This is a genomic window from Thaumasiovibrio clandestinus (assembly GCF_047250365.1).
In the GTDB taxonomy this organism is placed as follows: domain Bacteria; phylum Pseudomonadota; class Gammaproteobacteria; order Enterobacterales; family Vibrionaceae; genus Thaumasiovibrio.
Genome location: NZ_JBLBVL010000003.1, coordinates 312278 through 329125 on the forward strand (window position 1 = coordinate 312278; position 16848 = coordinate 329125).

General features: G+C 43.8%; 10 protein-coding genes and 1 tRNA gene. 7 read left to right on the forward strand and 4 right to left on the reverse strand.

What is annotated here, in order from left to right; all coding sequences use genetic code 11:
- Window positions 1-137: 137 nt before the first annotated feature.
- From allD to ACKLNH_RS07040, 3 genes are all read left to right on the forward strand, one after another.
- The gene (gene allD, locus ACKLNH_RS07030) at window positions 138-1187 is read left to right on the forward strand and encodes an ureidoglycolate dehydrogenase (protein ID WP_413111542.1); all 1050 of its coding nucleotides are present in this window, start codon (window positions 138-140) and stop codon (window positions 1185-1187) included.
- Window positions 1188-1257: 70 nt separating this feature from the next.
- Window positions 1258-2490, forward strand: coding sequence for an allantoate deiminase (gene allC / locus ACKLNH_RS07035; protein ID WP_413111543.1), 1233 nt, complete (start codon window positions 1258-1260; stop codon window positions 2488-2490).
- Window positions 2491-2504: 14 nt separating this feature from the next.
- Entirely contained in the window at window positions 2505-3767 is a 1263-nt protein-coding gene (locus ACKLNH_RS07040) for an MFS transporter (RefSeq protein ID WP_413111544.1), read from the forward strand.
- Window positions 3768-4783: 1016 nt separating this feature from the next.
- On the opposite strand, the gene ACKLNH_RS07045 is transcribed toward ACKLNH_RS07040, so the two are convergent.
- Complete coding sequence (locus ACKLNH_RS07045) at window positions 4784-6040, reverse strand: dicarboxylate/amino acid:cation symporter (RefSeq protein ID WP_413111545.1); 1257 nt, start codon at window positions 6038-6040, stop codon at window positions 4784-4786.
- Window positions 6041-6680: 640 nt separating this feature from the next.
- On the opposite strand from ACKLNH_RS07045, the gene ACKLNH_RS07050 reads away from it, so the two are divergent.
- Entirely contained in the window at window positions 6681-8045 is a 1365-nt protein-coding gene (locus tag ACKLNH_RS07050; protein ID WP_413111546.1) for a hypothetical protein, read from the forward strand.
- Between the two features lie 141 nt (window positions 8046-8186).
- Here ACKLNH_RS07050 and ACKLNH_RS07055 read toward each other — a convergent pair whose 3' ends face one another.
- The 3 genes from ACKLNH_RS07055 to ACKLNH_RS07065 all read right to left on the reverse strand — a co-directional run bounded on the left by ACKLNH_RS07055 (window position 8187) and on the right by ACKLNH_RS07065 (window position 13502).
- Window positions 8187-9464, reverse strand: a complete 1278-nt coding sequence (locus ACKLNH_RS07055; RefSeq protein WP_413111547.1) for an endonuclease — start codon at window positions 9462-9464, stop codon at window positions 8187-8189.
- 20 nt (window positions 9465-9484) lie between these two features.
- Window positions 9485-12406 carry an ExeM/NucH family extracellular endonuclease gene (locus ACKLNH_RS07060; RefSeq protein WP_413111548.1) on the reverse strand — a complete coding sequence of 974 codons (2922 nt, stop codon included), beginning with the start codon at window positions 12404-12406 and terminating at the stop codon, window positions 9485-9487.
- A 97-nt stretch (window positions 12407-12503) separates the two neighbouring features.
- Complete coding sequence (locus tag ACKLNH_RS07065; protein ID WP_413111549.1) at window positions 12504-13502, reverse strand: porin family protein; 999 nt, start codon at window positions 13500-13502, stop codon at window positions 12504-12506.
- Between the two features lie 804 nt (window positions 13503-14306).
- Here ACKLNH_RS07065 and ACKLNH_RS07070 point away from each other — a divergent pair.
- The 3 genes from ACKLNH_RS07070 to ACKLNH_RS07080 all read left to right on the forward strand — a co-directional run bounded on the left by ACKLNH_RS07070 (window position 14307) and on the right by ACKLNH_RS07080 (window position 16800).
- Window positions 14307-14397 (forward strand) — tRNA-Ser (locus tag ACKLNH_RS07070).
- Between the two features lie 195 nt (window positions 14398-14592).
- On the forward strand, window positions 14593-15705 hold the full coding sequence (locus tag ACKLNH_RS07075) for an NADH:flavin oxidoreductase (protein ID WP_413111550.1): 1113 nt from the start codon (window positions 14593-14595) through the stop codon (window positions 15703-15705).
- Window positions 15706-15918: 213 nt separating this feature from the next.
- Window positions 15919-16800 (forward strand): LysR family transcriptional regulator, encoded by an 882-nt coding sequence (locus ACKLNH_RS07080; protein ID WP_413111551.1) that lies wholly within the window; start codon window positions 15919-15921, stop codon window positions 16798-16800.
- Window positions 16801-16848 lie beyond the last annotated feature (48 nt).

Here is a 16848-nt window from a genome sequence, read left to right on the forward strand (position 1 = left end):
CTAGAGATTGAAAAAATCGCGCAATAATAATAGCCCCTTAGGGGTCACAAACAAAATATTTCAAAATTGATATTGTATAGCCTCTCGAAGCAAAAAATAATAAACAGTCCAGATGCGCTATATTGACGGAGTAGATAATGAATCTAACGATTGAACAGCTTCACATACTAATGAAAAATAAATTGGCTAGTGCTGGTTTGTCTGAGGACCATGCGAGCATAGTAGCAGACGTTTTAGCCTTTGCTGATACGCGTGGTGTTCACTCTCACGGTGCTGTGCGTGTTGAATACTATTCGGAGCGTATAGCGAAAGGAGGGATTAATACATCTCCTGAATTTAAAATAGAAGAGACCGGACCGTGTAGTGCTGTTTTTGATGGCGATAATGGAGCGGGACATGTTATTGCCAAGCTTTCTATGGATAAAGCGATAGAAATGGCGAAAAAGAACGGCGTTGCGGTTGTTGGCGCAAAACGTATGAGCCATAGCGGCGCATTGGGCTACTTTACTAAAATGGCGGCAAAAGAAGGGTTAGTGGCCATTTCTATGTGTCAATCTGATCCAATGGTCGTTCCTTTTGGTGGCAGTGATGTCTATTATGGCACCAATCCAATCGCCTTTGCTGCGCCAGGCCCAGATGGCAAAATTGTTAACTTTGACATGGCCACGACTATTCAGGCATGGGGCAAAATCTTAGATGCTCGTTCTCGCAACCAGCCTATCCCTGATACATGGGCAGTAGATGCAGAAGGAAACCCAACGTCAGACCCTCATGCAGTGCGTGCACTTTTGCCGATTGCTGGACCGAAAGGGTATGGTCTAATGATGATGGTGGATATTCTTTCTGGCGTGATGCTGGGACTGCCGTTTGGTAAGCATGTTAGTTCAATGTACGATGATCTATCTGAAGGAAGAGAATTGGGGCAATTACACATTGTATTGAACCCTGAGTTTTTCACTACCTCCAGCTATTTTATTGATGCTATTGCCACGACGATGCAAGAATTAAACGCTATTCCTCCAGCTGAAGGCTTTGAACAAGTATTATACCCAGGTCAGAATAGTGATTTGATTGGAGAAAAATCCAAGAGAGAGGGTGTAAATATTGTTGATGATGTATACGAATACTTAAAATCCGAACACGTATATATTAATTCATACGATAAAAAGTCTGCGTTTAATTCATAGATGATATGTTGTTTTACTATATAAATTTGATGAAGTAAATTCCAATAACGTGATACATATAAAGGATATTATGATGGAAGCCATTAAAGATAAAGTAATAGAAACTTCTGAAAAAATTACTGCAATTGGTTATGAAAACGGCGGTGCAGGTATGACTCGCTTGCTTTATACCAAAGAGTGGTTAGAAGCACAAAATTTACTTTTGAGTATGTTTAAAGAGAGTGGATTCGAAGCCTATAGCGATGATATTGGTAATATTTATGGTCGTTTAACAGGTACAGAAGCGCCCGATGAAGTCATCATGTCCGGTTCTCATATTGATACCGTTGTGAGTGGTGGCAACCTTGATGGTCAATTTGGTATTGAAGCTGCTTACTTGGCAATGAACTACCTAAAAGAAAAATACGGTATGCCACGTCGTACGCTTGAAGTGGTATCGTTGGCAGAAGAAGAAGGCAGTCGTTTCCCGTATGTATTCTGGGGCAGCAAGAACATTGTTGGTATTGCAAACGACGATGATGTGAAAGGATTAACCGACAATAACGGCGTTAACTTTGTAGATGCAATGCGTGAATGTGGCTTTGATTTTAATAGTGGCAATACTGTTAGAACTGACATAAAAGCATTTATTGAACTACACATTGAGCAAGGCAAGGTATTAGAAACGGAAGGCAAACAACTTGGTGTTGTAACCAGTATTGCAGGGCAGCGTCGCTACAATATCACGTTGAAAGGTGAAGCTAACCACGCAGGTACTACCCCTATGGGTTACCGTAAAGATACCGTGTATGCCTTTAGTAAGATCTGCTCGCAGTCAGTCGATAAGGCTAAAGCGGAAGGGGATCCTCTCGTGTTAACCTTTGGTAAAGTGGTGCCACAACCGAACACAGTTAACGTGGTTCCGGGCGATATCTTATTCACTATGGATTGCCGCCATACAGACAAAGAAACCCTCCATCGTTTCAGTGATCAGATGGTCGCAGATATGCGCGAAATTTGCGCTGAAATGGAGATAGAAATAGATGTTGATCTATGGATGGACGAAATGCCAATCCCAATGGATCCGGCGCTAACGGATTTGATTGACTCTACCTTGGCTGAAAGTGGTGCGAACTATAAGCGTATGCACAGTGGCGCGGGCCATGATTCTCAAGTATTTGCTCCACGCATTCCAACAGGAATGATTTTCATCCCAAGTGTTGCTGGTATTAGTCACAACCCAGCAGAAAAAACCAATGTAGAAGATCTTGCCGCTGGTGTAGACGCGCTAATTACAGTGCTTTACGAGCTAGCGTATAAATAACTAAGAGAGTAGTCATGGAAACGAATCAGAAAAATGGAATTGAATATTGGAAAAAGCTCGTTATTGTGCTCTGTTTGGGTTGGGTCGCAATATGGATCTATCGAACAGTACTTACGCCTATTTACCCAGAAATTCAATCGGCTTTAGGCGATATTAGTGATACACAAATCGGGTTAATCGCAACGTTTTACTATGCAGCCTATTGTGGTGGCCAAATACCAGCATCCATTGTGGTAGAAAAAATTGGTCAAAAGCTTACGCTTCTTTGTGGGTTTAGTTTATTCACCATAGGTACGCTGGTAATTGGTAGTGCGTCAGTAATCAATGTCGTTTATGCTGGTTCGTTGCTGTCTGGCTTAGGGTGTGCGTCTTTCTTTTGCTCTGCTTATTCGCTATCAGGTGAAAATGTACCGCAAAAAAGACGCGTATTAGCTTCTGCAATTGTGAACAGTGGTTCAGCCGTCGGTATGGGGATTGGTCTTGTTGGATCGAGTATTCTTGTTAAAGACATGAATGTCGCTTGGAACAACGTTCTATATATCTCTGCTGCGATTATTTTCACGATGCTCATCGTTTTCGCAAAGGCGATTAAGCCACGCGAGAAAAGTGCAGAAACATCAGCAACAGCAACAGCAACAGCATCGAGTAAGGTCGAGTCTGACAATAACGAAGGTGCACAGCAAAGTTTGTTCTCGATGGATTTGGTGGCAGTATACTTCCTGTATTTCTGTACGTGTTACGGTTACTACATGATAGTCACCTGGCTACCTTCATATCTACAAACTGAGCGCGGGTTTGAAGGCGCAGCGATTGGTGGTGCCTCTGCGTTGGTTGCGATGGTCGCCGTACCTGGTGCACTCTTCTTTAGTGCGATTGCTGATAAGTATAAATCTGTCGTTATTAAGCTGGTGATATTTTTAGAGATTGGTGCTGCGATAATGCTGACGTTTACCGTTATTGCACCAAACAGCACGGTACTCATGATTAGCTTAGTTGTTTATGGCTTTATTGGTAAAGTGTCTCTTGACCCGATTTTAATCTCTCATGTTACGGAACGGGTTCAAAAGGTACGCATGGCACGTGCGCTAGCTATTTTTAACCTATCTGGGATGAGTTCGTCGATTATTGCACCACCGCTAACAGGGCTTATTTCTGATATCACTGGCTCTAAAGTGATTGGTTTCTATCTTTCAGCGGGCCTAATAGTGAGTGGGGTTGCATTCTTTGTGTTCATTACTCTCAAATCGAGCCGTAAATCGCAGACGCAATTCGCTTAGCTTCAATAGGCATTGCCGAACTTTAGAATACGTTGACAATTAAAACAAAGCCAGTAGCGCAAGCTGCTGGCTTTCTTTTTATGCGTTGTACTCGTTAGCCAGCGCGTAGAGAACAGCCCTTAAATTTCCGTTTGAGCGATAGGTCTTTCCAGCATCAACCTTTCAAGTTACGCCAGTGACGACCGTGAACAAGCATTTCTGCCATAAGCACCCATATCTCCTCACCTCGCATTCCATCTGGTCATTTTATCTCATTTTCCATCTCGCATTGACAGTGACTTATTGAAGTGCCCATCGAGACCTTTCTCTCTACTCATTTAGATACCCCAAAACCGTTTAATCTCGATTTACCTTTAGCTTGTGAGGCCACCAAACATAAAGCGAGGAAGAATATTTGTTAGCGTCGTTGTCGAGTCATAGTGATGAGTAGGGCCACTTGATGTGGCGTAATGGTATCGGGCAATGCCTTAGCGTGTGCGGCCTTCGGGCTTCGAGCCACTTCCATTTATTCGTGAGGGGTAGCGGTAGAGTAACAGTCATTCGTACGGTTAAGCTTAGTCGTACACCATGACATGTTCACAATGACAGCGCTAAAATAGTGCGTTAGTGATTCCTTGAGAATGAGCCAGGACGCAAAGAAAGAACAGGCTTATTCGGCGGTAGAATTATTGTTTAACTCGGTTTGATGTTTACTCAAATATTAAGACATCATTCGACTTGAGCTAGACACTGACGCTGACACTGATACGAATAACGATAACCAAGTCGCAATGAAGTGTATCAAAAAGATGGCGTTTAAATGGAAGGTGAATCTATAGATTTTCTTTTCCGACTGGCATGTTTGTTAATGTTCACGGTGCAGCATATTATTTATGGGCTAGGGAGGGGGCTGGGTCACTACTAAGATAATGTCTGGAGGCAGGAACGACATCGCCTCCAGATTACTTTGTTGCGTTGATAACGCGGAAAAGCCAGCTGAGTACTCAGCTGGCTTTAATGACAAAAGGGGTTAACGATTAGTATTCAACAGTTTTCTCTTCGTTGTATACATCGCGGTCAAATTCACCAATCTTGTCTGCGACCATCATGGCAATCATTACATCTACTAGGTTGTTAAGTAGCGTTCTGAACATGCCTGAGAACCAGTCGATACCGATAAGAATCGCAACACTTTCTAAAGGCAGACCCATTGAAGTTGCTAGGAAGGTATACACAATGATCATGCCGCCAGGAACAACAATCGTACCCATACACATTAGGATTGAAAGCAGAATTGCCATACCCATTTGGAAAGGTTCAAGAACGATACCTGTCGCTTGGCTCATGAAGAAGATAGCCAGTACGTAACACATTACCGCACCGTTAGCGTTCATTGACATGGTGATAGGGCCAGTGAAGTCAGAGACTTTACGGCTAACACCAAACTTAGTAACGGCATCTTCCATCTTGGTTGGTAGACAAATTGCTGAAGACGTAGTGGTCATTGACATGATGCCAAGCTTCAGGAATTTTCTAGGCATCTTGAATGGGTTAACCTTAGTTAGCGCCGCCGTTAGAGGGATGTACATCGCCAGTAAGATAAGGTCGCCAATCGCTAGTGCGCCCAAGAACTTAAGCATAGGCACAACAACAGAGAAACCAATCGCACCTGACACATTTGCCAATAGGCAGAAGATACCAATTGGGGCAAGGTTCATGACCATTTTGATGATGTTCATGATGACGGCATTAAACGCAACAATGAAATCAACAACAATGGTATTGTTAGAGGTGCGAGTATAGGAGCCCATTGCCAAACCAAAGATGACAGCAAAGACGATACATGGAATCATCGCTCCACTCGCCATTGAACTAATAATGTTAGTTGAGAAGAAGCCAAGAACGGTTTCTTTTATGGACGCGTCTGGCGCAGCCACAGCATCGGCAACACCAGCGACCGAGATTCCCATGCCAGGTTTGATGGTTAGCGCAAGGAAAAGGCCGACAAACGCGGAAACCGTTGTCATACCGATGATCCACTTAAAAGTGTGGAAGCTCATTTTACCAGCCCCTTTACCATCGACGTTACCGATAGCTGCGGACACTGCGGTCATGACCAGTAATACAACTGACATTTGAATCAGGCGAATAAAAATATCACCAATGAATTTGATGTTTTCAGCCCATGGCCCCACATAAGCACCAAAAGCGATGCCTGCAAAGGTGGCAATGAGAATTTGGTTTGTTAGGGATATTTTAATCCTGGGTTTATTTTCCGCTACACTAATAGACATAATATCGTTCCTTCATATGCTCGAAATTTATCGATTTTTGTTCACATTTATCTAGCTAATTACCACGAAAACAATGTCAACCATCAGCTCTATTATTAAGACTTGTTGCAGAGACCAATAATCCACGTTTTAGTTAATCACTTCCCCTGTCTGGGAATACCCATACAGGCCAAGGTTTATACTCAAATACATGTTTTCTATGGCTAAAATATTTTTGTTCACAGTATCTATAATTATCATGTTTCGTTGTTGCTATTGAGGTTAGATAATATGCTTTATAAGTTTATTTTACGTTGTCAGTGTTCAAAAAAAATCAATGTGAAAAATATTTGAACAATGCAATATCGATTTTGGTGACTCATTTTACAAAAGGTGCATTAAAGTGTGAGTTATAACGAATAATTTTTTAACTGGCGGGGTGTTGGAGCTTAATCACTTGTAACACTTTATGCGTGGCGCTATTGCCGTCGGCCGTTATACTGCCTCTTTTTAAAGCACGACGAATAAAATGTTACGCCTGTGTATCAACTTCATTTACTGTTTATTGCAGTGGTTAAGAACGTTACACCCGTTAATCGCCGTATAGAATATTGCCACCTACTCAAAATAAAGAACTATCCATAGTGGAGAGGAAGGAGTAATGCAGGTCCGTTCTTACCCAGTCAATTTTTGCAAAACCGTAACGTGTGATAACTTTGGTAAAACAGATATCGCGCAGCGCGGAAAAATTAGCCATAGACTTGGTTTCCCTTCATTACATTGCCATCAGTGCGGTGGACACCCCCCGCTAGTTGATGGCGAACACATTTCAGTTGTAACAAATAACAAATTGCGGCAAGCGTTGAGTGCAACGCCTTTGGCTTGTCCGAGGTGCATGCCTTTAGCGGCTGATAAAAAAGCCGCGACGACCCGTTATGGCAAAACAGCGAAAGGCAGTCAGCGTTATGCGTGTCAACAGTGTCAGCATGTGTTTAGCTTTCCATCACCATACCTGCAGGACAAGGACATCTTGTTGTTAGAGAATGTGTTACAACGAATACCTGTCACTGATGCCATCCAGCAGCTTAAAATATCGCCCAAAACTTACTACGCGTCTATCCAGCGTACGGCACTTCGATTAGAAGCGGTCACGCGTTTAATGGAATCCCGTTTGGAGTTGTCGCAAGCACGTGTTGAGACACACAGCGAGGTACTTAATGCTGGTGCTGAGCATCGATTGTGGTGTCTGTTTTCTCAGTTCATCGATAGCAACTATGTGCTGTTAGCTAGTCATAATGTGAGTGGGGCACAAATAGATAGTGATCATCACTACATCAGTAAAAATGATACCCAGGTACGCTGTGATAGTGTGATTGAGATGAAAAGTTTGCTTGAAGAACGTTATCGTCAGCTGTTATCTCGTTACCATTTCGAAGATCTGAATTATGGCCCTGCGCGAGGATATCGCCATGCAGTGTTGATCAAACCTGCTGATCTTTGTTATGTCCACTTTAACCTTCTTGCACAACAGCTTAATAACGTGCGACATCAAGTGCATTATATTGAACATGAAAGCTGCCTGCGTAGTGGTGCATTGTCGGCAAACCTTGGCAGGTTTCGTGAGCAGAGTATTGATATTTGTTACAAGGTAACGGGCGGCGGTATCTGTAATGATTTGTCTGAGTCGGGGCAAAAGGTCTCTTGGTGGCAAGATAAATGGTACCCCATGCCCGAGGGGAGCATCAGTGCCATTACACCTTATTCAGAGCGGGTGGTAAAACAGTTGGGTGCGAGTTACCGACAACCAACCAGTTGCTTCTATTCTTACTTATCAGCGCATTTACCTAAGGGGTTGCGTAGCTATGAACAAGTGAATGCATTGATAATGTTGCATCGCTTCTTTTTTAATTATGTTGAAGTGCAGAAAGATGGAACAACACCCGCAATGCGAGCAGGTTTGGCGGTTAAGCCTTGGTCACTGAGCACGTTAGATGAAACTCTGGCTGAGGTGATCGAATCTCTATAGCGAATGGATGTTTTTAGTGGGCGGATAGGGTAGAGCGCATCTTAGCTTGTCTCTTTGATAGTAAATTTATTGCCATGAAGAAAGGAAAGGGCACCGAAATCGGTGCCCTTTGTCGTTATGGGTTACGAAGAAAACCGTGACTTAGTCTTCGTCAGCACTGAATGGGCGGTGACCCTCAGTACGCCAGATTTTGTTAACCAATTCTGGGTGATCGATGAATGGGTTACGGTTGCCTTGGTACTCTTGAGCCGCATCGTTACGATCGCGCTCTTTTTGGCTAACGGGATCTTCTTCATGCCATTGCATTAGAGTTTTGATCTGCCAGCTATTGAATACCTGATCTTTGCTGCCATCGAGGATGCGTCCAATAGCTTGGTTCGACGTGCTCACGTCACTCCAAACTTCGATAACATCTTCATAGCGTACAGCGAGATAAAGAAGAGCACGCGCTACATCACCTTTAAACTCATCAATAGGTTCAAAAACAAAGTGACTGCGGTTGCCCAACTCATGGTCGCCATAACCATATTGTGTGCCATTCAGACTTTCCCACAGCTTTGAGTACTCACTGACATAACCATAAGGTATTGCAGGGCTACCGTTATCCAGCTGCTGATGGTTAACACCAGAATCCATAGGGAAGATGTGATGAATATCACGATCCATAGGATTTCTTACTGTGTTGTTGCGCAGCAATTGAGTGCGGAATAGTGGTGTTGCCTCGTAGCATACGCCTTCTTCGATTGACGAATCACTACACTCATCAACGGTAGGAAGGTACTGGTATGGGTCATCACCGGTTGGGTTCTTAGAGAACATATCTAGAATGTGTGTTGCTTCTTTATCGCCGTAGTAACGATCAAGATCGTTCTCAGCAATGAAGCCTTTCGCGCGGGCAACAGACTGGATATCATGCGTGCCTTTAGCGATTTGGTGTAGTGCTGTTTTTAGCTCATACCCAGCAAAGCCTTCAGCATCGATATACTCTTCGCGAAGGTTAGCAGCGAGGTGCTTAGTGTAACCACCTACTGTAAAGCGGGTAATGTGTTCATCAAGGAACACTTCACCGTCAAGATCGGTATCTTCGATATAAGCAATCTGCTCGCCATCGAGAACTAACTCAACCGAACCAGAGCCATCCGTACAACAAATACCATCGTTACCGCTGTCTTCAAGAACAAAGCGATATGCTTCTGGAAGCAAGTCCATTGGAATTTCGTAGTAGCTATTATTGCGGTAGCCGCTGCCGGTGCGTAGCAATTCCGCATCAGAGTCGTACAATTTCCATGACAGTTCATGTGCTGAACTATCAGTATGGATCTTTACCACTAAGCGTGTGGTGTCTTCTTCATGTTCATGGGCACAGCCCGCCAATACCAAAGGCAGAGAAGCCGCGAGTACTTTATACATAGGTTTCATTATTTTCTATCCTATTAATATTAAGCAACACGTACGCGACGGCGCAATGCTGCCGCCGCCATTAGCGTGATCAGTGCAAAGATGTTCAACGCACCACCGTGTTTGAATGGTTTCTCTTCCTCAATGTCAACTGAGCGAGACATAACGATGCGACCATCGATCAGGTGCTGTAGGCGATTCTCTCCAGGTTGCACAGAGTACAGATCTAACGCTACCCAACCACGTTTGATATCTGCTTCGGTTAGCACTTTTTGGTTGCTGCGCGAGTAAGTAACCACATCGTAGTAGCTGCGGTCTGAAATGATCGCTTGTACAATCTCACCCGTTTGCAGGCTCGAACGACCTGCCGCGGTTAAATCAATAACCGTGGTGAGCTTTTCGCCTTCAATTGGGTTGTTGTCACTAGGCATACCAATCGGGTTGTCTGGCAGTGCTACATATTCGCCTTTTTTCACTTCTGGTAGGAAGTCAAGGGTTAGGACCGCAGGGTCGTGGTCAGACGAACGGTACGGGTCTCTAAACTTCTCGAATTTGCCCGTGTATTGCGTTGGGTACTCAAATAGCGTCGATTCACGCGAGTTGATGTTCCACTCTGTTGCGTCAACAACATGTTTGCGTAGGCTTGGTGAAATTAGGGTGTAGTCAAGGTTACCGACTTCATCATTATATGAGTAGCTAAAGCCATCTGGATGTAGCTCAGCAATAATATCGATGTAGTTATAACGTTCATGAATTACCGGATTTTCGTTACCGTGTAGCGGTTTACCATTAACAAACGTGTTGCGCGCAGCACGGATCTCGTAACCAGCAGGTACCGTATCGGTCAGCATCAGGATCGGGTCTTCTTGCGCATAAGAGTTAAGGTCGCCAAGAATAATTTTGTGACCGTCAATCTTTTCTAGCTCTTCAGCCAGTTGGTATGCGGCTGAAACACGGAAGTTTTCACAGCTGCCTTGGTAGTCATCATCAATGTATTCACCGGTTTCTTGATCATAATCTTCCCAACACTCAGAACCTTTCGATTTAAAGTGGTTAGAGGCAAGGGTGATCACTTCATCGGTACCATTAATGCGGAAGATACCAGTCATCGCATGACGTTGATATGCCGAGCCCGCTTCAACACCTGCTGGCCAGAAATGTGGCGGCACATGCTGTTCAGGCAGGTTAATAATGCGCGCTTCTTCCAAGCTCAATACCGTTGGACGGAAAACAAGCATGGTAGCGATCGCATCGGTACCAACGATTTTGTTGTCTGCATCACGCATCGCAACATACTGCTTCTCTTCTGGAAGTTCGTCGTTCAGCATACGAACCAACTCGGTAATCGATGACATGTAGTCATAACCGTTGTTCTCTACTTCCAAGAAGCTCCAGATATCGGCATCAATTGCTAGCATTGCGCTGGCAAGTTTTGCACCTTGTACATCAAAATCTTCGTAGTTATCTGCACCACGGTTTTGTTGTAGTGGGTTGTTTGCACCACCAAACGGCGAGGTGAAGTAGTTTAGTACGTTAAACGCACCAATTTTAATGTCACCCTCTTTTACATCAGGCGCATCAGTACGCTCAATGCCGGTGTGGTCAAAGGTGTTTTCATCGGCTTCATTGGTAACGAACATGCGATATTCTTCTCGCATATAGCCAATAATACCCTGCAAACCATCAAAGGTGGCACCAACACGGATGTAATCCGGGGTCGCGCCAGTTCCATCATCTACACCGAAATTCGGATACCAAGGAATAACACCATTGCTTGCCGTTTTTGGTGACTCAATGATCACTCGACGCTGTTCGTTACTTTTACGTACAGCATGCGACTCTGGTGAACCAGGTACATGATGCTGGTTGGGGTGGAAGTTTAGCGTTTTATAGCTAGCAACCATGTTTGCTCGAAATACAGAAAAGTCAGTGCCGAATGTCCGTGAAACGATCATCTCTGCATCTTGGTCAAACTCAACCAACATGTTCTCGTGACGTTCAAGGGTAATTTCGAAATTGTCCGCTTCGTTAACGTCGTCATATGTACACGTTGTATTAACACGCAGTGGAGTAGGCTCAATATGAATACCTGTCTCACCTGTTGGTACGTACTGTGCGCCTGAGATTTGAGTGGCGCCATAGTATTCTGTGACGACACCGTAGACATCAACTTTGTCGCCGACTTCAACATCATTTGTGTTGTAGTTATAAACAAACAGACCGCTAGAGGCACATTCATCAACAGGGCTTTCTTGTTGAATGTAGAAACCCCGCGTCATAGGACCCGAATCTGCGTGGATATGAGTGATTACGCCTGTGACTTTAACTTTTTTGTCTAGATGAGGAGAGCTAAAGCTGTGACCTTGGATCTCTTCGATTGAGAATTCATAGTCATAGTCAGGTTCTGGTACATTTCCATCAGGAGGGGTTTCGCCATCTCCTGGAGCGATCAGACCGCCCAAGTGGGTGTAATCATCTCCATCAAACATTACCCAACCCTTAGGGTTATATTCGGTGCTTGCCTGCCACTCCCCTTCACCACGAACTAAGGTAGAGGGTCTTGGCTTGTAGTAATCACCATACTCCCAACCGACATGGTCAACTTTGTTTCCGCTAGCATCAACTAAGCTAATCGGCGCATCTGATGCAAACCAAAAAAATCTATCGTCATAGGTTTCATCAGCTCTATTTAGTATCCCTGCAGGCGCACGTTCGTCAGCCAGTACAATAACATCTTGAGGATTGATAGTTAGACCGCTAAGGTCAAGGTCATTGGTTGTGCTGAAGTAAGCTCTGCGAAGCTCATAACCATCAAGAGTAACGGCTTGATTGCCCGTATTAGCAATTTCGATTGCAGCTTCGCCGTTGGTAGCACCATAAATCAGCTGCGAAATAAATACATCAGCAGAAGCATGTGACGTGATAAGCGCCATCGAGATTGCTGATAATTTTAAAAGTTTCATAATTAACTACTATATAAAGACTAATTATCTACTTGTCCTTGTTGTGACCAATGCGTGGTCATACAAGAGACTATATGTGTATCGTTCTTACGCGTACTTAGAAACGGAAGTAAACTTTACCGTAGCCATAGCTTTCTTCTTTACTACCCGTAAGAATTTCCGCAGCTAGGGTTACGTTATCTGTGTGTGCGTAGCGAACGCCAGCAGTAACCCAGTTGTCACTTACTTGCTTTTTCAGTTTGCCGTTCTCAACGTAGGTGTACTCTTCATCAAAATTGATGTGAGAGTAGGTTGCCACTAGCTCGATTGCGTCTGTGATCTGATAGCCAGCAGATAGCACTGCTAATACGTGATCGCTAGAGATGTGCGCGTTTTCATCTTCGCTATCAAACAGAGCAACTAGGCCACCTAGGCTTAGTTCGTTCAGACGGTATTCACCATGTAGAGATAAGTGGTCGCCGTACTCTTTCGAGGTTTCAGCACCAGCAAGTACGGTCCAGTTATCAGCCGCGTAACCCACATAACCGTTTAGTACCCACTCTTCACGAGAGTCAGTTTTGTAGTTATCCCAACCGTCTAGTGAGTATGAGATACCCGCAATCCACTGACCGAAGCTACCGAAGTATTTGATGGTGTTATCTTGGTCGCCAGCATCAGAAATGCTAACTGCGCCATCGATAGAGAAATCACCAAGGTCAGAGACATCATCATAAGCGGTATCATTACGACCAAGCTCTACAAAGTGACCGTCTAGGAACTCCCAACCGACATAAAATTTATCTAGAACAATTTGGAATTGGTTGTCAGCTGTCCAAGATTGGCGTTCGAAATCGATATCTAGCAGGCCGTAAACATCACCGCTGCGAGCATTGAATGCTAGATCACCAAATGAGTCATCCGCAAATCCTTGATAGTGGGTGTACTCGTCGCCTCTGTCAGTGTGGCTTTTACCAAAGTAGCCACCAACTTCGATACGACCATTTAGTGATACGTAATCACCGTTAGCGTTTTCGTATAGTGAAACAGCAGATGCTGCCGGAACGATTGCGATACCACATACGCCGGCGATAGCCATTGCTAGCAAGTTCTTTTTCATTACGTATTCTCCATGAGGACCACTTAGGTGGTTAATAATCAAAAGTTTTATTGCTCACAAACCTTGTTCCCAAGATTGAGAGAGCGGAAAAAATATATTGTATTTCCCTACTCTAAATTTATAGAGAAGGGTAATTACTAAAATCATCAAGTGTGAAAAGTTGGATAAAACCTTTCTTTTTGTTAATTATTTGGTTGGCAAGTTGGCAGTATGATAAATACGTTGCGGATCCAAATAAGCAATTTGCGCTATGTTTAGCACTGCATTGTGACAGTAATATTAATTACTTTGTCAAACACTACAGATATTTATGCGTAAATTACAGTGAGGCTAATATCTAATATTACAGGGAAAATCAATGTGATCATGATCGCGTATTTGTGGTTTAGCAAACGCTTTCGTGGCGATATTTCCCCTTTGTGTTGGTGAAGGGTCTGGGTAATATGCTTGAGTATATTTAACGTTGAGTGAATGTTGTCAGTTTGTTTTTGTTTATATTGTTAAAATGGTGACCTTATTTAATAATAATTTAAGCTATGCAGGATTGTATTATCCTTGGCAGGAAATAAACTGTTTTCAAGTGTGCATAATTTTGGATAAACAGTACTAATTAAATTGACACTTTATGACATCAACTACGTCGGGATATACAAGTTAGAGCTCATTTTCCTATTATTATATTGTTACATTTCATACAAAATGGCGTCATTTTCATCGAGTTGTTGTTATTGCCACCAGTTAGCGCGAAGTGGCTAAAAAAAGGTTTACAGCTCGGGGTAAGGGCTATATTATGCCGCCCATAACGGAGAGATGGCTGAGTGGTTGAAAGCACCGGTCTTGAAAACCGGCATACGTTAATAGCGTATCTAGGGTTCAAATCCCTATCTCTCCGCCACCTTTAGAATAAGCCGCTGTTTTTACAGCGGCTTTTTTGCATCTGTCTTTTGTGCCATGTTCGCTTTATAGCGTAACACGGCAAATGATTAGCATACTGCATAGATGCTGCACTCCCGTCTGGTATACCCGCAAGGCGATCGAGCGCAATGCCGCTTTTTACCTTGTGCACACAATGATATTAAGAGGATTCGACTTGAATACTTTGTTTACAGAAGCCCACATTGGCAAGATGGCCCTAAAGAACCGCTTCATTCGTAGCGCGACGTGGGAAAATATGGCAACTGATAATGGCCATATGACAGATAAGCTCTATGCTATTCATGAAGAGCTGGCTCAAGGTGAAGTGGGCCTGATCGTGACCGGGTATGCAAATATCGTCGAAGAAGAGAAGCCAAACGCTGGCATGATTGGGATCTACAACGATACTTTTATTGACGAATATACAAAGCTAACCGACGTAGTACACCGCCACGACACTAAAATTGTTATGCAGCTGGCTTATGGTGGCACGAAAACGACCTATAACCTTGGTGAGCGAGTCATTTTTGCGCCAAGTGAAGTGTGCGAGAAAGGTACGCAAACACTGGGCAAAGCGATGACAAAAGAAGAGATTGACTACATCGTTCAGGCGTTTGCAAAAGCCAGCCGTCGAGCGCAACAAGCTGGCTTTGATGGTGTCGAAATTCATGCCGCTCACACTTATCTAATTAATCAGTTCTTAAGCCCTTACTATAATCGTCGTGATGACGAGTACGGCGGTAGCTTAGATAACCGTATGCGTTTCTTGATGGAAATCTATGCTGAAACCAGAAAGCTGGTGGGTGACGATTTCCCAATCTTAGTTAAACTGACGGCATCAGAGTTTTTTGATGGTGGCTTAACCTTCGCAGAGACCCGTGCTATTTGCCAAAAGTTAGATGCGGTTGGGGTCGATGCTATCGTTATCTCAGGCAATATTCATGGAAAAGCGAACACTATGATTGGTGAGTCTTTTGATGGTTACACTATTCAACAAGAAGGCTACTTTCATGAATATGGTGATGTTATTAGCCAAGAGATCAGTGCGCCAGTGATTACGGTGGGTGGGCTGACTGACATTGACGCCATCGAACGTATCGCCGAAACGACAAAAATCCAATTTTTTGCCCTATCGAGACCGCTACTCTCTGAGCCGCATTTGATTAAGCGTTGGAAAGAGGGCGACAGGGCCCCCGTAGAGTGTGAAAGGTGCTCAAAATGTCGCACCAAGCGTGGTAACTTCTGTGTGGTAAATCGAGACAGAAAGGCGCAATTGTTTTCCGCTTAATGAGATAGTTGTAACGCACTTTGCTTAAACGATTAGGAGCCAACATGTTGTGTTGGCTCTTTTTTTGTCGATTATCTGGAGACGATTGGTTGCTCTCAAATAAAACGTGTGATCATCACGACATTTCCCTCTGTTCTTGATCGTTAGATTGCAGCCAAATCAACATATATGTAGGATAATAACCATCATAATATAGTGGCTATTGAGGTTGCCATGTTTTCTTATGAACATCTGCTGGCATTTTGTACGACCTATGAAGAACAAGGGTATAGTACAGCGGCAAAGAAACTTAACAAAGATAGAACGACGATTCGCGATCAAGTAAAAGCGTTAGAAGAGGCACACCAGCTGACGCTATTTCATATTGTTGGTAAAAAAGCGACACCAACTGCAGCAGCAGAGCACATTTATAAGCAGGCCAAAACGGTGTTGGCAGGTACTGAACGGTTGAGTTCATCACTCAGTTCACTGTATCAAGATGATTTGGTCAGTTTGAATATCTACCATGACATTTCGTTACCGCTAGAAATGGCGGTAAAAATCGAACATGCTGTTGTGCACAAGTTCCCTGAGGTGCGAATTAACTGGTTGCACCGAAATCGCAGCGAGGCGTTCTCTGGTGTAGAGTCGTGCACTAACAGCATCGCCATTATGCAACACCGACATAAACAGGCAACAGATCAAACCATGGAATTCTGCTCTTTAGGCTATGGTAAGTTGGCGCTCTATGCCGGGGCGCGAAGTAAACTGCGCCACCTTAATGATCTGTCGATGGAAGACCTTCAGCTCGCAAGGCAGTACATTAGTGAAAACCATTTTGATACGCTTCCAGAGCTATTTTCGATATCTCCCATCCGTCATATCGTCAGTAATAACGATCTGCTCCTAACATTAGTCAAGCATGGTGGATGGGCCATTCTGAGTGCTGAACTTGCGCAGCCATATGTGATGAAAGGTGAGCTATTTGAGCTTGAGGTCAAGCAAGTGGCTAATCAGTTTGCGTTTGGTTTAAGCCTTTTCTATCCAGTGACATTGGAGCCTCATCCGATTATAAATTGTATAAAGCAAATAGCTAGGCAGCACTTTTCGGTATAGCTATGCCAACCAAATTTGACTGAATCTATCGGTCATTACCGGCTTTTA